General features: G+C 72.9%; 14 protein-coding genes. 5 read left to right on the top strand and 9 right to left on the bottom strand.

The features are described from left to right. Nucleotides 1-53 precede the first annotated feature (53 nt). The 3 genes from ACFWM2_RS01035 to ACFWM2_RS01025 all read right to left on the bottom strand — a co-directional run bounded on the left by ACFWM2_RS01035 (nucleotide 54) and on the right by ACFWM2_RS01025 (nucleotide 3,470). A complete protein-coding gene (locus ACFWM2_RS01035) occupies nucleotides 54-482 on the bottom strand; it encodes an OsmC family protein (RefSeq protein ID WP_383271629.1) in 429 nt (142 codons plus the stop codon). 124 nt (nucleotides 483-606) lie between these two features. Beyond that, nucleotides 607-2,340: a hypothetical protein gene (locus ACFWM2_RS01030; RefSeq protein ID WP_383274042.1), complete on the bottom strand. Its 1,734-nt coding sequence runs from the start codon at nucleotides 2,338-2,340 to the stop codon at nucleotides 607-609. 68 nt (nucleotides 2,341-2,408) lie between these two features. Beyond that, nucleotides 2,409-3,470: an ATP-binding protein gene (locus ACFWM2_RS01025; protein ID WP_383271627.1), complete on the bottom strand. Its 1,062-nt coding sequence runs from the start codon at nucleotides 3,468-3,470 to the stop codon at nucleotides 2,409-2,411. Nucleotides 3,471-3,965: 495 nt separating this feature from the next. Here ACFWM2_RS01025 and ACFWM2_RS01020 point away from each other — a divergent pair, with 495 nt between their 5' ends. Then, nucleotides 3,966-5,588, top strand: a complete 1,623-nt coding sequence (locus ACFWM2_RS01020) for a DUF6345 domain-containing protein (protein WP_383271625.1) — start codon at nucleotides 3,966-3,968, stop codon at nucleotides 5,586-5,588. 15 nt (nucleotides 5,589-5,603) lie between these two features. On the opposite strand, the gene ACFWM2_RS01015 is transcribed toward ACFWM2_RS01020, so the two are convergent. Together ACFWM2_RS01015 and ACFWM2_RS01010 are read right to left on the bottom strand one after the other, a co-directional pair. Beyond that, nucleotides 5,604-7,712, bottom strand: coding sequence for a phage holin family protein (locus ACFWM2_RS01015; RefSeq protein ID WP_383271623.1), 2,109 nt, complete (start codon nucleotides 7,710-7,712; stop codon nucleotides 5,604-5,606). 116 nt (nucleotides 7,713-7,828) lie between these two features. Next, nucleotides 7,829-8,299: a hypothetical protein gene (locus ACFWM2_RS01010; protein ID WP_383271621.1), complete on the bottom strand. Its 471-nt coding sequence runs from the start codon at nucleotides 8,297-8,299 to the stop codon at nucleotides 7,829-7,831. Nucleotides 8,300-8,385: 86 nt separating this feature from the next. Here ACFWM2_RS01010 and ACFWM2_RS01005 point away from each other — a divergent pair, with 86 nt between their 5' ends. Continuing rightward, a complete protein-coding gene (locus tag ACFWM2_RS01005) occupies nucleotides 8,386-9,159 on the top strand; it encodes an MBL fold metallo-hydrolase (RefSeq protein ID WP_383271619.1) in 774 nt (257 codons plus the stop codon). Beyond that, a complete protein-coding gene (locus ACFWM2_RS01000) occupies nucleotides 9,156-9,794 on the top strand; it encodes a DedA family protein (RefSeq protein ID WP_383271617.1) in 639 nt (212 codons plus the stop codon). Before ACFWM2_RS01005 ends, ACFWM2_RS01000 begins: the two co-directional genes overlap by 4 nt. A gap of 38 nt (nucleotides 9,795-9,832) precedes the next feature. On the opposite strand, the gene ACFWM2_RS00995 is transcribed toward ACFWM2_RS01000, so the two are convergent. The 4 genes from ACFWM2_RS00995 to ACFWM2_RS00980 form a co-directional block, all read right to left on the bottom strand. Continuing rightward, on the bottom strand, nucleotides 9,833-10,978 hold the full coding sequence (locus ACFWM2_RS00995; protein WP_383271615.1) for an MBL fold metallo-hydrolase: 1,146 nt from the start codon (nucleotides 10,976-10,978) through the stop codon (nucleotides 9,833-9,835). Further along, nucleotides 10,975-12,237 carry an aminotransferase class I/II-fold pyridoxal phosphate-dependent enzyme gene (locus tag ACFWM2_RS00990; RefSeq protein ID WP_383271613.1) on the bottom strand — a complete coding sequence of 421 codons (1,263 nt, stop codon included), beginning with the start codon at nucleotides 12,235-12,237 and terminating at the stop codon, nucleotides 10,975-10,977. The genes ACFWM2_RS00995 and ACFWM2_RS00990 overlap by 4 nt, the downstream gene beginning before the upstream one ends. Before the next feature lie 186 nt (nucleotides 12,238-12,423). Next, on the bottom strand, nucleotides 12,424-13,299 hold the full coding sequence (locus ACFWM2_RS00985) for a hypothetical protein (protein ID WP_383271611.1): 876 nt from the start codon (nucleotides 13,297-13,299) through the stop codon (nucleotides 12,424-12,426). 283 nt (nucleotides 13,300-13,582) lie between these two features. Continuing rightward, on the bottom strand, nucleotides 13,583-14,377 hold the full coding sequence (locus ACFWM2_RS00980) for an RNA polymerase sigma factor SigF (protein ID WP_383271609.1): 795 nt from the start codon (nucleotides 14,375-14,377) through the stop codon (nucleotides 13,583-13,585). A gap of 239 nt (nucleotides 14,378-14,616) precedes the next feature. Between ACFWM2_RS00980 and ACFWM2_RS00975 the strand changes: the two genes are divergently transcribed. Together ACFWM2_RS00975 and ACFWM2_RS00970 are read left to right on the top strand one after the other, a co-directional pair. Continuing rightward, on the top strand, nucleotides 14,617-16,410 hold the full coding sequence (locus ACFWM2_RS00975; protein ID WP_383271607.1) for a thiamine pyrophosphate-requiring protein: 1,794 nt from the start codon (nucleotides 14,617-14,619) through the stop codon (nucleotides 16,408-16,410). A 175-nt stretch (nucleotides 16,411-16,585) separates the two neighbouring features. Then, nucleotides 16,586-16,999 (top strand): DUF2795 domain-containing protein, encoded by a 414-nt coding sequence (locus ACFWM2_RS00970; RefSeq protein WP_383271605.1) that lies wholly within the window; start codon nucleotides 16,586-16,588, stop codon nucleotides 16,997-16,999. Nucleotides 17,000-17,234 lie beyond the last annotated feature (235 nt).

The raw sequence follows: 17,234 nt of genomic DNA, 5'->3' as shown, positions 1-17,234 counted from the left end.
CCGCGCCCCTTTGGCCGGGGCGCGGCATCGGCGTACGGGTGTCGCGTACGCGGTCAGGCGAGCTTCGCCGACAGCGTGATGGTGGTGCCGGTCAGCGCCTGGCTCACCGGGCAGTTGACCTTGGCGTCCTCGGCCGCGGCGACGAAGGCCTCCTCGTCGATGCCGGGCACGGTGCCCTCGACCGTGAGGTGGATGCCGGTGATGCCCTCACCCGGCTGGAAGGTCACGTCGGCGGAGGTGAGCAGCTTGGTCGGCGGGGTGCCGGCCTTGTCGAGAATGTTCGAGAAGGCCATCGAGAAGCAGCTGGAGTGGGCGGCGGCGATCAGCTCCTCCGGGCTGGTCTTGCCGTTCGCCTCCTCGGCGCGCGACGCCCACGACACCGGCTGCTCGCCGATGCTGCCGGAGGAGTCGAAGGTGACGACGCCGTTGCCCTTGAACAGGTTGCCTTCCCAGACAGTGTGTGCTGAGCGCGTGGTAGCCACGGTGAGTCCTTTCGAATGTGGTCCCGTTCCCGGGTTCCGTAGCCACCATCCGACCACACCTGGGCGCGGCGCACCCATCTGACGGGGCGGCAGCCCGGCAGCGTCGGCCGGGCCGGCGCCCGCCTCAGCGCACTCTGAAGACCGGTCCGCCCGCCGTGAAGGGGAGGCGGGCCCCTTCCGGAATCAGGTAGGCGTGCTCGCGCCGGACCCGCAGGACGTCGCACCAGCCGTCCGTGATCACCAGTACGGGCGCGCCCGGCGGGAAGTCGTCGGCGCGCTGCAGGAGATCGATGCCGGGTTGCAGCACCGTGCCCCCGCGGCCGTGCACCCGGACGCGGCCGGCGATCTCGGTGACCGGCAGATAGCCCGCGTCGTGCGGTGCCGCGTCGCAGAAGACGACGCGCGCGGCCGGCACGTCACGGGCTTCGGCGTACGAGGCGATCGCGCCGAGCGCCTTGCCGAGCAGCGTGTGGCCCATGGAACCGGAGGTGTCGAGGACCACGCCGAAGGTGCAGCGGGCGATCTCCTGGGGCGGGAAGTAGCGGCCGGCACGCGGGATGCCGGGGGTCGCCGCCTGACGGCGCGACGGACGGGCGTAGGTCCGCAGCGGCTCGGGACGGGGCACGAACTCGTCGAACCAGCGCGCGAGTCGGGCGTCCCACGGCAGCGGCGGATGGCTGAGGGCACGGATCTCCTCGACGAGTCCACCGGGCAGATATCCGCGTTCCTGCTGCTGGTGCAGGTCGAGGCCCTGGCCCAGACCCCGGCGGTAGAACTCGTCGAGGTCGACGTAGTCGCGCGGTGGGCCGAGGGGACCGCCGAGGATGTCGCCGACGCCCTTGCCGCGCAGCGTGCCGAGCCGGCGCATCCGGCGCAGGTCGCCCGCGATGCGGTCGTAGACCTCCTCGGCGGACAGGTCCTTCAACTCCGGGTCGTGGAGGAGCCCTTCGGGCATCGTGCCGACCTCCATCTCGCACAGCCAGCCGTTGATGACGTAGTCGGCGGCGATGTTGAAGAGGTACGGATCGCGGCCGCCGGTCCGGTCGCCGTGCCGCAGGGCGGCGTGCAGCATCTCGTGGGCGAGGACGAACCGCCATTCCTCGTCGTCGAACTGGCGCAGCGGATTGATGTAGATCTCGGCCGCCTCCGTGTCGACGGCGGCGACGGAAATGCCGTGGGCGCGGGCGAGTTCGGCGTCGGCGACGACGGTGATGCCGGCCGCGATGCCGCCGAGCAGCGGATACGAGGAGACGAACCAGCTCAGCGCCCGCTCCCAGGGGCGCAGCCTGGTCGGTCCGCCGTACATGGACTCTCGGCGGCCGCCCGCCATGTCCATCGCCGTGGACATGGTCCGGGTCAGCGCGTGCGCGAAGGCGATCTGCCAGTCGACGGGCTGTCCGGGCCAGCCCTGCCACGGCACGAGCAGCTGGTCCGGCGCGCCGGCCGCCGTACCGCAGTGTTCGTACGCGGCCGGCACGCCGTCGCGGCGCCAGCGGGCGGCGAGCTGCTCCTCGTCGCCGTCGGGGTAGGACGCGGGCAGGTCCTCGGGGGTGAGGCCGACCGGGAAGGTGAGCAGGAAGCGGTTGACGACGACACAGCGGGCGGCGAGGTCGAAGCGGTCGGGCTGCACGCGCTCGCCGTTGGCGCCGGGGACATGGCCGAAGCCGAGGTGCAGGAGGCCGTGCGCGAGGGCCCAGGCCCATTCGGCGGGGGCGGCGCGCCGGGTGGGGTGCGCGTGGAGGTGGCCGTTGGAGTCGACGCGGACGAGGCCGTCGCGGGGCGCCCTCGCGCAGCCCTCCTCGCGGCACAGCTCGAACTCGATCGCGGCCAGGGCGGGATTCGCCCACACCAGCCGCATCCCGGCGGCGAACGCCTCGGCGGCCGGGTCCGGCTTCTTCTCCTGCTCCGCCTGCTTGCGGCTACGGCTCACCGCCGCGCCTCCACGAGCCGCGGCATGTCGCGCGCCGCCTCCACCAGGAACCACGCGGGCAGTACGGGGTTGCCGTCGGCGTCGGACGCGATGACGCTCTGGGCGACCTCGACGGAGATCTCGGCGAGCTGGACGAGCAGCGACTTGGCGCGGTAGGCGGTCTGCCTGCCGTGGGCGCTCGCATGCTCCTTGGCGGCGGGCAGCTCCTTGATCAGCCTTCCGCGGAACGACTCCGCGAGGTAGTACAGGAGGTCGCGGTCCTCGGTGCGGTTGGGCCAGCGGGCTTCGCCCTTGATGATCGCCTCGATGCCGAACCGGCTGCGCACGATCTTGACGTAGCCGCAGAAGGCGACCGCGTGCGCCGGCGTCAGCGTGCCGTGGGCGATCACCTTCAGGGTCGCCTCGTCGAGACCGGGGCCGAAGGAGTGCAGCGCGTCGGAGAGCATGTGCCACGAACGGGGCGTGGAGAACGGCTCCTCGGTCTTGGGCGGCTTGGACCACAGGTGGTCGGGGCGGTCGGTGAGGTGGTCGAGGATCCACGGGTGGATGTCGTTGCCGGCGGCCCAGCGGAGCCAGTCCTTCGAGGAGGCCGCCAGGTGCACATGGGCCAGGCGGTTGACCAGTGCGGAGGCGATCGGGCGGGCCAGGGCGTTGTCCGTGGCACGGTTGCCCGCGCCGATCACGATCGACCCTTTCGGCAGCTCGTAGTTGCCGATGCGGCGGTCCAGGATCAGCGAGTAGAAGGCCTTCTGCACATCGGGCGTCGCCGCGTTCAGTTCGTCCAGGAACAGGCAGTACGGCTCGTCGCGGGCGATCGCCTCGGGCGGGCAGAACACCGAACGGCCGTCGCGGATCTGCGGTACGCCGATCAGGTCCTCCGGCGCCAGCTGCGTACCGAGCAGGCTCACGCACTCCAGTCCCAGCGCCTGGGCGAACTCCCTGACCAGCGAGGACTTTCCGATGCCGGGGGCGCCCCAGAGGAAGACCGGCCGCACGGTCGCGAGACCGAGCAGCAGTTCGGGTATCCGGGCGGGAGTGACGGTGACGGCTGCCTGCACGCAGCGACTCCTAGAAGGTGTTCGAGAGGGGGCGCGCAGGTGCGCGGTGTCCGATACGAACAGTGTCCGCGCGGGGGCGCCACGGCGCAGCCCATTTTCCGTCGGGCACCACGGCTCCGGCAGCGCTGTGGAAACGGACGATCGGACGGAGGCGGGCGGGCTGAAGGACGCGGTTTCCTCCTCCACGGCGTCGATCAGCAGGCGGCGTACGGGCGTTCAGAGCCCTTCGCGCCACTCTTTCGGCATCTTGCGGCACTCGACAGAAGAGGGCCTTCTGCGGTGGCTCCGAAGTCGGGGCGCCTCTGCGGCGCTTGGGCCGGCTCGTGCCCCGGAGCCACTGTTCCGCGTAGGCAGCGTGGGGCACGGCGGCACCCGCGGGGCGCTGCCGCGATGGCCGGTATCCGCGCTGGGCAAACCCCTTCGGCGGTGACACTTTGAGGCCCCCTCGCCCCTCCGGTACGGAGCGCGGGCGAGGACATCTCAGGGGGTTTGGCCATGCGCATGATCTACTCCGACCGCGGTCCCTCGCCGCTCGATTCCGGCAAGCCGGGCGCGCCCGAGCGCGACTCGACGTTCGGCTGGTGGGGCGCGTTCAGCATCCAGAAGTTCGTCAACCAGAACCCGCTCTCGCACACGCACGAGGACGCCACCGGCTGGCTCGCCTACCTTCAGCAGTTCTACGACCGCAACTTCTGGTTCGCGGACGGCGGCGCGCAGGCGTGGGCGTACGAGGAGACGTACGACAACTGGCAGGACCGCTACGGCCTGGACGCCGTGGTCGCCGTCTATCACTCCGGGCACGGCGGCATGGACGGCAACGGCGTGTTCTTCGCGCCGCTCGGTGCCGCCTGGGACGGCCGCTCCGAAGCGGTGTCCACCCGGATGGCGTTCGGCAACGAGCGGGCGAACTACGTCTTCTGGTCCACCTGCGAGTCGCTGCGCGTCCTGGGCGGGCACTCGCCGGTGCGCACCTGGGCGGGTCCCAACCTCGGCTCCCGGATGATCTTCGGGTTCGAGACGACGAGCATCGACAGCCCGGACTACGGCAAGAAGTTCTGGGAGAAGTGGCGGGCCGGGCAGACGTACTGCGACGCCTGGCTCAACGCGTCGTGGGACATCTACCACGGGCAGGCGCCCTCGGTGTGCGCCACCGGGCCGACCCAGGCCGAGGCGACCAACCGACTCAACGCGGAGCGCACGTTCTTCCGCGACCACGTGTCCGACGCCTGGTACGCCTGGCGCTGGTACTCCGCCCGCGCGAGTCTGCGCGACGCGTCGACCGCCGTATCGAAGCAGACCGTTCAGCTCGCGCCGCGCGACCCGAGTGCCGAACTCACCCGGCTCGGGCAGCTCGCGGACTTCCCGGCCGCCGCACTCCAGGAGGTCCAGGTCGAGCGGCAGGGCGTGCTCAGCGCCAACTCCGGTGACCGGTACGTCTCCACCGCACCGCTCGCCGCCCGCTGGGTGAAGCTGGCCGAGGCCAATCGCCGCAACACCCGGCAGCTGGACACCGACCGGGCCGTCGAGCTGGCCCGCGCCTTCGCCGAACAGCACGCGGACGGCGCCGAGTTGATCGTCGACGCGGTGCACGACCTGTGGGAGAACTCCGGCACCAAGGACGGCTCGCAGCTCGGCGAACCGGTGTCGCTGCAAACCCATGTCACGTTCCGGCAGGTCTTCGACGGCGTGCCCGTCATCACGCCGGGCCGTGGCGAGCTCCGGGTGGCGCTGGACAACGACGGCACGGTGGTGCAGGCGCACCTGTCCACGCGGGAGCCGGCAGGTGCGGCCCGTACGCCGAGTTCGGTTGTCGCACCGCCGTCCGGGAAGGGCCAGAAGGCCGCGGCGGCACCGCGACCGCGGGACCCGGCCGAGTCCCTGGCAGCGGCCCAGCTCCGGCTGGTGCAGCACCTCGCCGTGGTGGGTTCGGACAAGGAGCGCCCGGCGGCCGACGTCCAGCGTCGGCTGGAGCTCAAGGACGTGCCGGACACCCTCCAGGTGGGCTACGAGATCGAGGGCAACGAGGCGTTCCCGGCGGCTCGCAAGCTCATCGAGATCAGCGAGAAGGGCAGCAGGTACAAGACCCTCCGCTGGGTGGTCGCCCCGCTGGCCCGGTAGGCGCACGGTACGGACTCAGGCGGCCCGCCGGTCCTCCCGGCGGGCCGTCAGCGGCACCTGCGGGCCGTCGGACTCCCGCAGCCACCGCCGCAGTACGTGGTGGACGCGCTCGGCGCCGACCAGTTCCGCGTCCTCGTCGACCGGCGCCGACAGCGCCACCGGCGACAGCACGAAGGCCCGGCCCTGGGCGCCGCCGAGTCCGCCGTGCGAACCGATCTGCTCCTCGAACGCGAGGACTTCGCCCTCGGCCGGGTCGTACCAGGAGTTGACCATGATGTCGGCCGTGTGCGGGAACGAGTGCGTGCGCCGTACCGCGTCGGCGGCGCCCGGCCCGAAGTCGGCCAGCGGGCCCGGGTGTTCGTCGGTCAGCTCGTCCACGGGAGCCTGTGCGCCGTGCGCCCCGAGGACGAGCCCGCCGTGCTCCTCACTCCGTACGAGCACGAACCCGATGCCCGGATGGTTCGCGAGCGTGGACAGCAGGGCCGGATGGCGGCGGTCGATCTCCTCCCGGCTCATCCGGTGCGGCACGTCGGGGAACGAGACCAGCCCGAGGTTGCCGGAGGCCAGCACGATGGGCTCGGAACGACGGCTCGACGGCCGGTGCTGCTCGCCGCCCTCCTCGACCGGCCTGCGCAGCGCGGCCCGCACCGCGGAGCGCGCCTCGGCGCCGCTGTGGGTGCGCTGCGCCTTGCGCGGCACGGGCAGCCCGCAGCCGGCCCGGACCAGATTGCCGAGGGTGAGTCCGTAGCGGGTCAGGAACGTCTCCCCCGGGCTCTGGCCGTGGTCGGACAGCACCACGATCCGGTACGGCCGAGGGGCGTGTTCGGCGACGTTCGCGATCAGCGCCAGCGAACGGTCGAGCCGCTGCAGCACCTTCTCCGCGTCCCGGCTGCGCGGCCCGGAGTGGTGCGCCACCTCGTCGTACGCCACCAGGTCCGCGTAGACGGCGGCACGTCCGGCGAGCATGTCCCCGATCACCGCGGCGACCACGACGTCCCGCTCGACGACCGTCGCGAAGGCACGGATCAAGGGGTAGAGGCCGCCGCGCTTGACCCGCGGCCGCCGCTTGCCGGCCCGGGCGCGGGTGGACTGACCGATCTCCCGGAAGACCTCGGCGACGAAGGACATGGCCGTGCGCACGGCGTTGGCCGGGTCGATGAAGTACGCGACGTACCCCGCCCGGGAGCGGTTCTCCTTGCCGCGCCGCGCGGCCATGGACAGGACGAGGGCGAGCTGGTCGGCGCCGCCGCTGAACAGGTTGCCGCGGCTGGCGCCGTCGAAGGTGAGGAGTCCGCCGTCGCCGGTGCGCTCGACGGCCCGGCGCTGGAGTTCGGCGGCACTGCTCGGGCGGTTGCAGACCATCACCTCCCGGCTGTCCTTCTCGTACCAGCGGAAGGCGGGGACGTCGTGGTTGGTGCCGTGCAGGATGCCGAGCTGGCTGGCGCCGGTCTGGCTGGACCAGTCGGTGCGCCAGGCGGTGAGCCGGTGGGTGGGGCGGGGCGCGCGCCGCGCGGCGGCCGGCCCGCTGCCGGGATGCGACCCGAGCCAGCCGGCCACGGTCGGCATGACGCCCTTGCCCATGGCCTCCCGCAGTACGTCGTGACCGACGCCGTCCAGCTGGATGAAGACGGTGCCGGGGCTGGACGGGCCCGCTCCGCCGCCGCGCCGGCGGCGGTCCGCGAGGCGGTAGAGCCGGCGCCGGTACGCGTCGTCGTCCCGTACGGCGAGGGCGCCGCCGGTCGCCGAGGCGACGGCCGACATGACGGCGGCGACCACCACGGCGGTCTCGGGGGCGGCCTCACCCCGCCCCGAGGGATTGATCCACAGGGCGATCAGCAGCAACGACCCGTTGAGGAAGAAGACCAGCAGTCCGAGCACGAGGGCGGGCACCAGGAGCAGCGCCCTGACGAGCAACGGCCAGACGAGCGAGGACAGCAGGCCGAAGACGCCGGCACAGGCCGCCGCCGTCACGGCGATCCGCGTCGCGCTGTCCCCGTCGTCCGCCTGCACCTGGAAGTCCGGCAGCAGCCCGGCCAGGACGAGCATCGTGACCGTGGACACGGCCCACACCGCGATGCTCCGCCACACACCGCTCAGCACGGTCCGCCATCGCCCGCCGCCCACGCCCAGCCCACCTCTGTGTCCCGACCCGCCGCACTGCGCGAGCCCGCCCGGCCCGTCCGGTGCGCGAGCCGTCTCCCACCCTGTCACAACGGGCGGACCCCTCCCGGTGTCCCCGGTCAGCGGCCGTCGTACCCCGCTGTCGGCATCGACAGCCGGCGGTGGACCTGGGCCTTCATCTGGGCGTCGTACGAGGGCTCGGCGCGGCCGACCGTCTCGACGCGTACCCCGCGCCGGGCGCACTCGGCGGTGAACTCGTCGACGGAGGCGAGGGCGCGCTCCAGGACGCGGCGGCTGGGCGCGACGAACAGGTCGACGAGGCCCGCCTCGACGTCCTCCCACAGCGCGCAGTGGTCGGAGCGCAGCCCACCGACGAGGAGTTCGCGGGTGACGACGTAGCCGCGCTCGGCGGCCCAGCGGGCGCACATCGCGTGCTGGCTGCGGGAGTCGACGAGGAAGGGATCCGCGTCCAGCTCCTCCAGGGGAGTCAGACTGGCGATCGCCGTGACACGCACCAAGGGCCCCCCGTGGTCGAGCGAAGCCGTGGGACGGGGGCGAGGCATGCCCGAGGTACTGCGCGTATCTCCCATGGCGTCCCCCCTCACCTCCGGGTTTCGCCGCCGACCCTACTCCTGCCCGTAGGCTCGGGGGGAGTCGCGCGAAGGAGGCAAAGGGAGTGCCGGTGGAGATCACCTGGTGGGGTCACGCCACCTGCACGGTGGAGGACTCGGGGACGCGCGTGCTCACGGACCCGCTCTTCGCACGCCGGCTCGCGCATCTGCGGCGCCGCCGTGGTGCGCCGCCCCCGCCCGCCGCGGCGCTGGCGGACGTCGCGCTCGTCTCCCATCTGCACGCCGACCACCTGCACGTTCCGTCGCTGGCCCGCCTCGAACCGGGCACCCGGCTGCTGGTGCCGCGGGGCGCACCACGAGCCGTGCCGGGGCTGCGCAGACTCGGTCATCTCCGGCTGACGGAGGTCGAGCCGGGCACCACGGTGCCGGTCGGCGACCTGCGGATCCGGGTGGTGCGCGCGGCGCACGACGGTCGGCGGCTGCCGGTCGGACCGCATCGCTCCCCCGCGCTCGGGTTCGTGATCGAGGGCGAGGCGCGGACGTATTTCGCCGGGGACACCGGACTGTTCGACTCGATGGCGGAGGAGGTCGGCGCGGTCGACGTGGCCCTGCTGCCGGTCGGCGGCTGGGGCCCGTATCTCGGCGAGGGGCACCTGGACGCGGGGCGGGCCGCGCAGGCACTGGCCCGGCTGGCGCCGCGCAGCGCCGTCCCGGTGCACTACGGCACGTACTGGCCGATCGGAATGGACCACGTGCGCCCCCACGAATTCCACACGCCGGGCGAGGAGTTCGTGCGCCGTGCCGCGGAGTGCGCGCCCGAGGTCGCGGTGCACCGGCTCGGCCACGGCGAGAGCGTCCGGCCGGAGGTCGCCCGGTGATATCCCGGTCCGCGGTCGTCCTGTCCGTCTCGGGCATCGCCGTCACCCCCGCGTCCACGCAGCAGGCGATCGGCTATCCGTCGCTCTTCCTGCTGGTGCTGATCGGGGCGCTGGTGCCGGTGGTGCCGACGGGTGCGCTGGTCAGTTCGGCGGCGGTGGTGGCCTTCCACCAGGAGTCGCCCGTCTCGCTGGCGCTGCTCTTCGGGGTGGCCTCGCTCGCGGCGTTCCTCGGTGATGTCGCCCTGTACTGGCTCGGCAAGCGGGGCATGGGCTCCAAGAACGGCTCGCGCTGGCTGGCCGCGATCCGCGACCGGGCCCCCGAGGACCGTCTCGCCCAGGCTCAGCAGAAGCTCGAGGACCACGGCGTCGCCGTACTGGTCCTGTCCCGGCTGATCCCGGCCGGTCGCATCCCGGTGATGCTCGCCTGTCTGATGGCGAAGATGCCGCTGCGCACCTTCGCGCGCGGCAACATCCCCGCCTGTCTCGCCTGGGCCGTCACCTATCAGGTCATCGGCATCCTCGGCGGCTCCCTCTTCCGGGAACCGTGGGAGGGCGTGCTGGCGGCCGTCGCCCTGACCCTGCTGATCAGCGTGGGACCGGGGCTGTGGCGCCGGGTTCGCAGGGCGGTCGCGTAACGCCGTGGGCCGGGATCGGGTCACCGGGCTCCGGTGCCTCAGCCGGCCAGCACCCGTGAGCCGCCCACCGGCAGGTCCCACAGGTCGTCGCGGTCCAGGCCCGCCTTCTCCCAGGCCGCTCGCACCCGCGTCAGCGGTTCGAGCACCGGCTCGGCGGAGAGGACGAACGTGCCCCAGTGCATGGGGGCCATCCGGCGGGCGCCCAGGTCGACCGCGGCCTGCACCGCCTCCTCGGGGTCGCAGTGCACGTCGCTGAGCCACCAGCGGGGGTCGTACGCGCCGATGGGGAGCAGGGCGAGGTCGATCCCGGGGTGCCGGGCGCCGATGCGGGAGAACCAGTGGCCGTATCCCGTGTCGCCCGCGAAGTACACGCGCTGTCCGTCGGGCGCCGTCAGGACCCAGCCGCCCCACAGAGTGCGACAGGTGTCGACGAGGCTGCGCTTGGACCAGTGGTGGGCGGGGACGAAGTCGAAGCGGACGCCGTCCAGTTCGGCCGCCTCCCACCAGTCGAGCTCGGTGACCCGGGTGAACCGGCGGCGCCGGAACCAGCGGGCGAGCCCCGCGGGCACGAACACCGGTGTGTCGCGCGGGAGCCGGCGCAGGGTCGGGGCGTCCAGGTGGTCGTAGTGGTTGTGGCTGATGACGACCGCGTCCACCCTCGGCAGCGCGCTCCAGGCCACTCCCACGGGTGTGATCCGGGCCGGCGTCCCGATGATCCGGCGGGACCAGACCGGGTCGGTGAGCACGGTGAGGCCGCCGATGCGGACCACCCAACTCGCGTGTCCCGCCCAGGAGACGGCGATGGTGCGGGCGTCGACCCGGGGCAGCGGACCCGGCGCGAACGGCAGCCGCGGGATGTCGGCGAGCCCCTCGGGCCCGGGCCGCACCGCACCCTCGCGGGCGAACCGCGCGAAGGACCGCAGGCCGGGCAGCGGTGCGGTCAGCCGGTTCACGAACGACCGCGGCCAGAGCCGCCGTTCACCGAGCGGCCGGGGCGCGGCGAGCGGGGCGGCGGGTGCGAGGGGATCGGCGGGCTCCGGAGGGAGCGCGGGGGACTCGGGGGGTGCGACCAGGGACTCGGCAGAAGCGGGTGGGGAAGGGCGGGCGCCCACGGCGGCCGGCGAGGACACCGGTGCGGCGATGTCCTCCTGGGTCGTCGTGGTCGACTCGGACTGCTGCGTCATCGGGGTGACTCCCATCGCTGAGCGTCGTCGCGGAGATCGTCGAAGGCCGATCCCAAATGGGTCAACGCGCGTTGCACGTGTGGCAGTTCCAACGGCGAGGGGGACACGAGGCATTCCGCCCGCTCCTCGGCCGTCGTACCGAGCAGCGGGCCGGTGGACAGGCGCACCCTCAGCCGGCCGAGGTCGTCCCCGAACCGGTGGCCGCCCGGCACGGGCCGGCCGAGCCGGACGGTGAGGAAGTCCTCCAACTCCTGGGCGTCGCCGACGCCGTGCGCGGCCAGTCCGGTGTGCAGGGGGCCGAGGTCCACGTAGAGGTGCCGGCCGGCCTGCGGTGGCAGCGCGTGCGCGCCCGCGCCGACTACCGCGCCGTGCAGGGCGGCGGCCACGCGCGCGTGCAGACGCGCGGCGGCGACGAGCCGCTCGGTGATCTCGTCGGGCTCTTCGAGTGCGTACGCGGCGGCGGCGGCGACCGGGTCGGCGAGCCGGGCACCGAGCGCGGTCAGTACGTCGAGGACGCGGGCGCGCAGCCCGGAGCCCGCCGGGTTGTCGGGGAAGCGGGCGACGGCGGCGGGCCAGCCGAGCGGCAGGAACGGACCGGAGAGATCCGTGAGGACCGTGACCTGGTCGGGAAGCATCTCGGCGGGGCTGAGCAGCACGGTGTCGAGCGGGTGGTGCAGGGTGTCGCGCCAGGTCTCGTCACTGACCAGGTGCAGGCCCTCGCCGGCGGCGGCCTCGACGGTCTCGTGGACGAGTTCGGGCGGCGCGACGGTGGCGGTGGGGTCGTCGGCCACGGAGAGCACGAGCAGCCGGGGATCGCCGCCCTCGGCCCGGACCCTGCGGACGGTCTCCAGGAGGGCGTACGGATCGGGAACGCCACCGCACTCGGGGGGCGTCGGCACATGGAAGACGGATCTGCCCAGCAGCCGGGCCTGCGGTGCCCACCAGGCGGCGCAGGGCCGCGGGAGCAGGACGTCACCGCCGAGCGCGGCGGTCAGCGCGAGGAGCAGCGCGGAGGCGCCGGGCGCGGCCGCCACCCGGTCGGGGGTGGCGGCCAGGCCACGGCGGTCCCAGTAGCCGCAGGCGGCGTCGAGGAGGGCGGGGCCGCCGCCCGAGGGCTGGGCCGCGGGGGGTCCCGCACCGGCGAGGCCGGCCGACGCGGCGAGCACGGCGGAGAGCGCGGGCAGCACGGGCAGTCCCTGGTCGGGGAGGGGTGGACCGTAGCGAACGGGACCGTGCCCCTCCGGATGCGTCCGCCGCATACGTGACCTCCGCGCAGTCCGTGGTGCCGTGTTCTGTTCCGGTGCCGTGCCCCGATTCCCCGTCCGTGGCCTGCAGTTCCTTGGTCTGTGATCCGTGTGGCCGACGGGGAGGGAGGTGTTCCAAACTCTCAGTACCCCGGGACCGGCCGACCCATGGGTGGCCGGATGGTTGCGCCCGTCACAGCGTCAGCCTTCGGCGGAGGAGTTCCGGTGGCGCAGCCGGTAGACGGCGGCGCCGACCGCACCCGCGATCAGGACGCTGCCGGTGATCAGGGCGGGCAGGGAGTCGGTGAAGGTGCCGCCCTCTCCCGCGTGCACGCCGCGCTGGGCACCGACGACGGCATCCTCGCCCCTGTCGTGCCGCGGGGTCGTCGTCTCGTGGGATCCAGTGCTGTCACGCGACACGGAGTACGAGGCGCTCCAGTCCTTCTCCTTGGCACCCGCCCCGCCGGGACAGGCCCCGTCCACATCCCACTCGCCGTCGGCCTCCACCGCGTCCGGGCCCACGTCACCGTGTCCCCCGCCGTCGGCCCCCGGAGAATCCGTACCGGCCACATCCGTCTCCACCTCTACGGAATCGGGACCGACGGCATCAGGACCGACGTCCGCGCCCACCTCACCCCGCCCGCCGGCATCCGAAGGCGCCACGGCGTCCGGGACCGCCGTACCATCACCGCTCGCACCGGTGTCACCGGCGTCCGTCTCCGCCGTACTCCTGCGGTCATTGCTGTCGTTGCCCGCTCCGTCGGACCGGTCGGCGCTGCCCGACGGGATACGGGCCGTCCCGCTGTAGGCGGCGCCCGCCGTGCTGTCGTCGCTGCCGGCGACCCGGTGCAGCCGGACCTTGCCGTCCTCGAAACCCTGGGACGTGGCGTCGATGTACTCGGGTGGAGTGGTGCCGTCGGCCGCGTCGCAGGACACGGAGACGGTGACCGTGCCGCCCGGGGCGACCGTACGGGGGCTGACCTCCGCGGCCGGATCCGCGAACGCGGCCGAGGCGGACCCGCCCACGACGGCACCGGCCAGGGCGGTGGCGAACAGGACACGGGCGGTTCGGCGCATGGGATGAGCTCCTTCGGCCGGCTCTCCGTCGGGGCACGGCCGTCGTGCCCCCACCCCATCACAGCCCGCCCAGCCCCCCACCGCCCGCGGCCGACCGCCGCCCGGGTGACACGCACGCCGAAGGAGCGCCCCACCGGGGCCGCGCGCTCAGCCCCGACGCACCCGCGCCCGAACAGCGACGGACACCCCACGGGGGGCGCGGGGAATCGCGCGTCCAGCCACGGAGCACCCGCACCAGGCACCGCACGGAGCCGAAACGACGGGCCCCGGCCCCCAGGGGCACCTACACGGCGTCCCGCATGATCTGATCCCGCAGCCGGTCACAGCACCGGCTGATCAGCCGGGACACATGCATCTGCGAAATACCGAGCTCGTCGGCGATGCTGCTCTGGGTCATGTCGCCGAAGAAGCGCATGTAGAGAATCGTGCGCTCCCGCTCGGGCAGAGCCTGCAGCCGCGGCTTCACGGCCTCCCGGTCGATCACGGTGTCGAGCGCCGGATCGGCCGAGCCCAGGGCGTCACTGAGCGAGTAGCCGTCCTCGCTGCCCGGCAGCTCGGCATCGAGGGAGAGCGCGGTGAAGCTCTCCAGGGCCTCCAGGCCGGTACGGACGTCGTCCTCGCTCATCCGGGCGTGCTCGGCGATCTCGGCGACGGTGGGCCTGCGGCCCGGGATGGTCTGCGCCAGGTCCTGGCTGGCGAACCGCACGCGATTACGCAGGTCCTGGACCCGGCGGGGCACGTGCAGGGTCCACATGTGGTCACGGAAGTGACGCTTGATCTCACCGGTGATAGTCGGCACGGCATAGCTCTCGAAGGCGTTGCCGAGCTCGGGGTCGTACCGGTCGACGGCCTTGACCAGCCCGAGGGCCGCGACCTGGCGCAGGTCCTCGAAGCTCTCGCCGCGGCTGCGGAAACGTCCCGCGAGCCGTTCGGCCATCGGCAGCCAGGCCTCGACGATCTCCTCACGGAGAGCGTCACGCTGCTGACCCGGGGGGAGCATGGCGAGCCTGCGGAATGACTCGGCGGTGTCGGGGGCGTCGTCGTGCGGGTGGGGCTTCACGCTCGCTTGAGTTCGCATGGTGCGTCGCAACTCCCTTGGGGGGTGCCTTGTATGGACAGTCACCGTGGGAGCGGACCCGTGCGCCGGACGGGTACACCCGTGGCGCGGAACATCGCTCCCACGGACGTGCCTCCTGTCCGAAGCACTGACACGCGCCTGCCCCGAGTGCGGTACGCCAAACACCCACAGGTTTTCCGAGGTGAGCGAGGGTCACTCGGCAGATGCAGTCCCCGCCCGTTCCTTCAGGAGGTCCCGTTATGAGCACCAAGGTCGCCGACCAGATCCTGCAGCGCCTGCGCGAGTGGGGCGTGGAGCAGGTCTTCGGCTATCCCGGCGACGGCATCAACGGGCTGCTGGCCGCGTGGGGGCGGGCCGAGAACCAGCCGCGGTTCGTCCAGGCGCGGCACGAGGAGATGTCGGCGCTGGAGGCGGTCGGCTACGCCAAGTTCAGCGGCCGTCTCGGCGTCTGCGTGGCCACCTCCGGGCCCGGCGCCATCCATCTCCTCAACGGCCTGTACGACGCCAAGCTGGACCATGTCCCGATGCTCGCGATCGTCGGCCAGACGCACCGCACGGCGATGGGCGGCTCGTACCAGCAGGAGGTCGATCTCCACTCGCTCTTCAAGGACGTCGCCTCCGACTTCGTGGAGACGGTGAACGTTCCCGAGCAGCTGCCGAACGTGCTGGACCGGGCGATCCGTACGGCGTACGCGCGCCGCGCCCCGACGGCCGTGATCATCCCGGGCGATGTGCAGGAGCTGGACTACTCCGCGCCCACGCACGAGTTCAAGATGGTCCCCTCCAGCCTGGACCGCGGCTCGTGGACCACGGTGCCCTCCCAGGAGTCCCTGGAGCGGGCCGCCGAGGTCCTCAATTCCGGCGACAGGACGGCGATCCTCATCGGCCAGGGCGCGGCCGGGGCGCGGGCCGAGGTGGAGCGGATCGCCGAGCTGCTCGGCGCCGGCGTCGCCAAGGCGCTGCTCGGCAAGGACGCGCTGAGCGACGAGCTGCCCTATGTCACCGGGTCGATCGGGCTGCTCGGCACCCGTCCGTCGTACGAGCTGATGCGCGACTGCGACACGCTGCTGACCATCGGCTCCTCCTTCCCGTACGCCCAGTTCCTGCCGGAGTTCGGCAAGGCACGGGGTGTGCAGATCGACCTCGACCCGCACATGGTCGGGATGCGGTATCCGTACGAGGTGAATCTGGTCGGGGACGCGCAGGCGACGCTCGAACGGCTCATCCCGATGCTCGACGGGAACCGCGGGCGCGAGTGGTACGACACGGTCTGCGCGAACGTCACACGCTGGCGCGAGGTGATGGGACGGCGGGCGGAGCTGTCGGCCGACCCGATCAACCCGGAGTACGTCGCCCACGCGCTGGACCCGCTGCTGCCGGACAACGCGATCGTCACGTCCGACTCCGGGTCGACGGCGAACTGGTACGCACGGCATCTGACGATGCGGCCCGGCATGCGCTCGTCGCTGTCCGGCACGCTGGCCACGATGGGCTGTGCGGTGCCGTACGCGATCGGCGCGAAGTTCGCGCACCCGGACCGGCCCGTGATCGCGCTGGTGGGAGACGGCGCGATGCAGATGAACGGGCTCGCCGAGATGATCACCGCGGCGAAGTACCGGGACCAGTGGGAGGACCCGCGGCTGGTCGTCGGGTTGTGGAACAACCGCGATCTCAACCAGGTCACCTGGGAGCTGCGCGCCATGGGAGGCGCCCCCTCGTTCCTGCCCTCGCAGGAACTGCCGGACGTGCAGTACGCCGCGTTCGCCCGCTCCCTCGGGTTGACCGGCATCCGCGTCGAGAAGCCGGAGGACGTCGAGACGGCCTGGCGCGCGGGCCTGGCGGCCGATGGTCCGACGGTGATCGAGTTCCTCACCGACCCGGCCGTGCCGCCGATCCCGCCGCACGCCACCTGGGACCAGATGGAGTCCACCGCCTCCTCCATCCTGAAGGGCGACGCCGACCGCGGTTCCGTGATCCGCCAGGGCCTCAAGGCCAAGGTCCAGGAGTTCCTGCCGGGACGCGACAAGAAGTAGCCGGTCGGGCGGGCTCCGGCGCCGTTGCGCGGGCTCCGGCGACGTGGGGCGCCGGGGCCCGGGGCCGTCCGCTTCAGCCCCGCGCTCCGGGTCTCGCACCGGCAGGCGGACCAACGTGTTGGCTCCGGGTCCTCGGGTACGCGTCGACCACTCCCGAACCTCTGGAGGGAACACAATGCAGCGAGGCAGCGACCGGCTGAGCGTCCACCGGGACGACGAAATGAAGCACGAACTGCAGGGTCTGCTCAGGTCGGGGCACCCCACCCGGGCCGAGGAGTGGAACGACCCGGAGCCGACCGCCGACGACGACCCGACGATCGCGGGCGGACCCGTCACACCGGGTCGCGCGTCCGCCTCCCTGGAGGCGGTGCGCCTGGAGCTGGCGCGGATCCTGGGCCGGACCTCGTTCCCCGCGGGTCCGCGGGAGCTGATCGGCGTGCTGCGCGAGAAGCACGCGCCGGACGGCCTCGTGGAACCCCTTGAGCGGTTGCCGCGCACCGCGCGCTACGCGACAGTGCAAGAGCTGGCCGAAGCGGTCGTCCACCCTGCGGCGTCCCCATCGGCCGACGCGTCCGAAGACGGCGCCTAGCCGGCTGCGGCCGCACTCGGACCAGGTCGACTCCCTGCTCCGAGGCGGGCGTTCGGGCCTGGGCGGCCGTACGTCCGGTGCGTCCGGCGCACCACTGCGCCGCCTCCGGGCGGCGAACGACCGGCGTCGGGGGGGGGGGGGGGGGGAGGGAGACCACCAGTGGGGAGAGGGAAGGGGCGGGGGCGAAACACATCTCCTCTTCCCCCTTTCGGGAGCGGAAGGTGAACAAGATCAA

It is taken from the genome of Streptomyces sp. NPDC058371 (assembly GCF_042723265.1).
In the GTDB taxonomy this organism is placed as follows: domain Bacteria; phylum Actinomycetota; class Actinomycetes; order Streptomycetales; family Streptomycetaceae; genus Streptomyces.
This window is presented reverse-complemented; position numbering and strand designations above follow the sequence as displayed.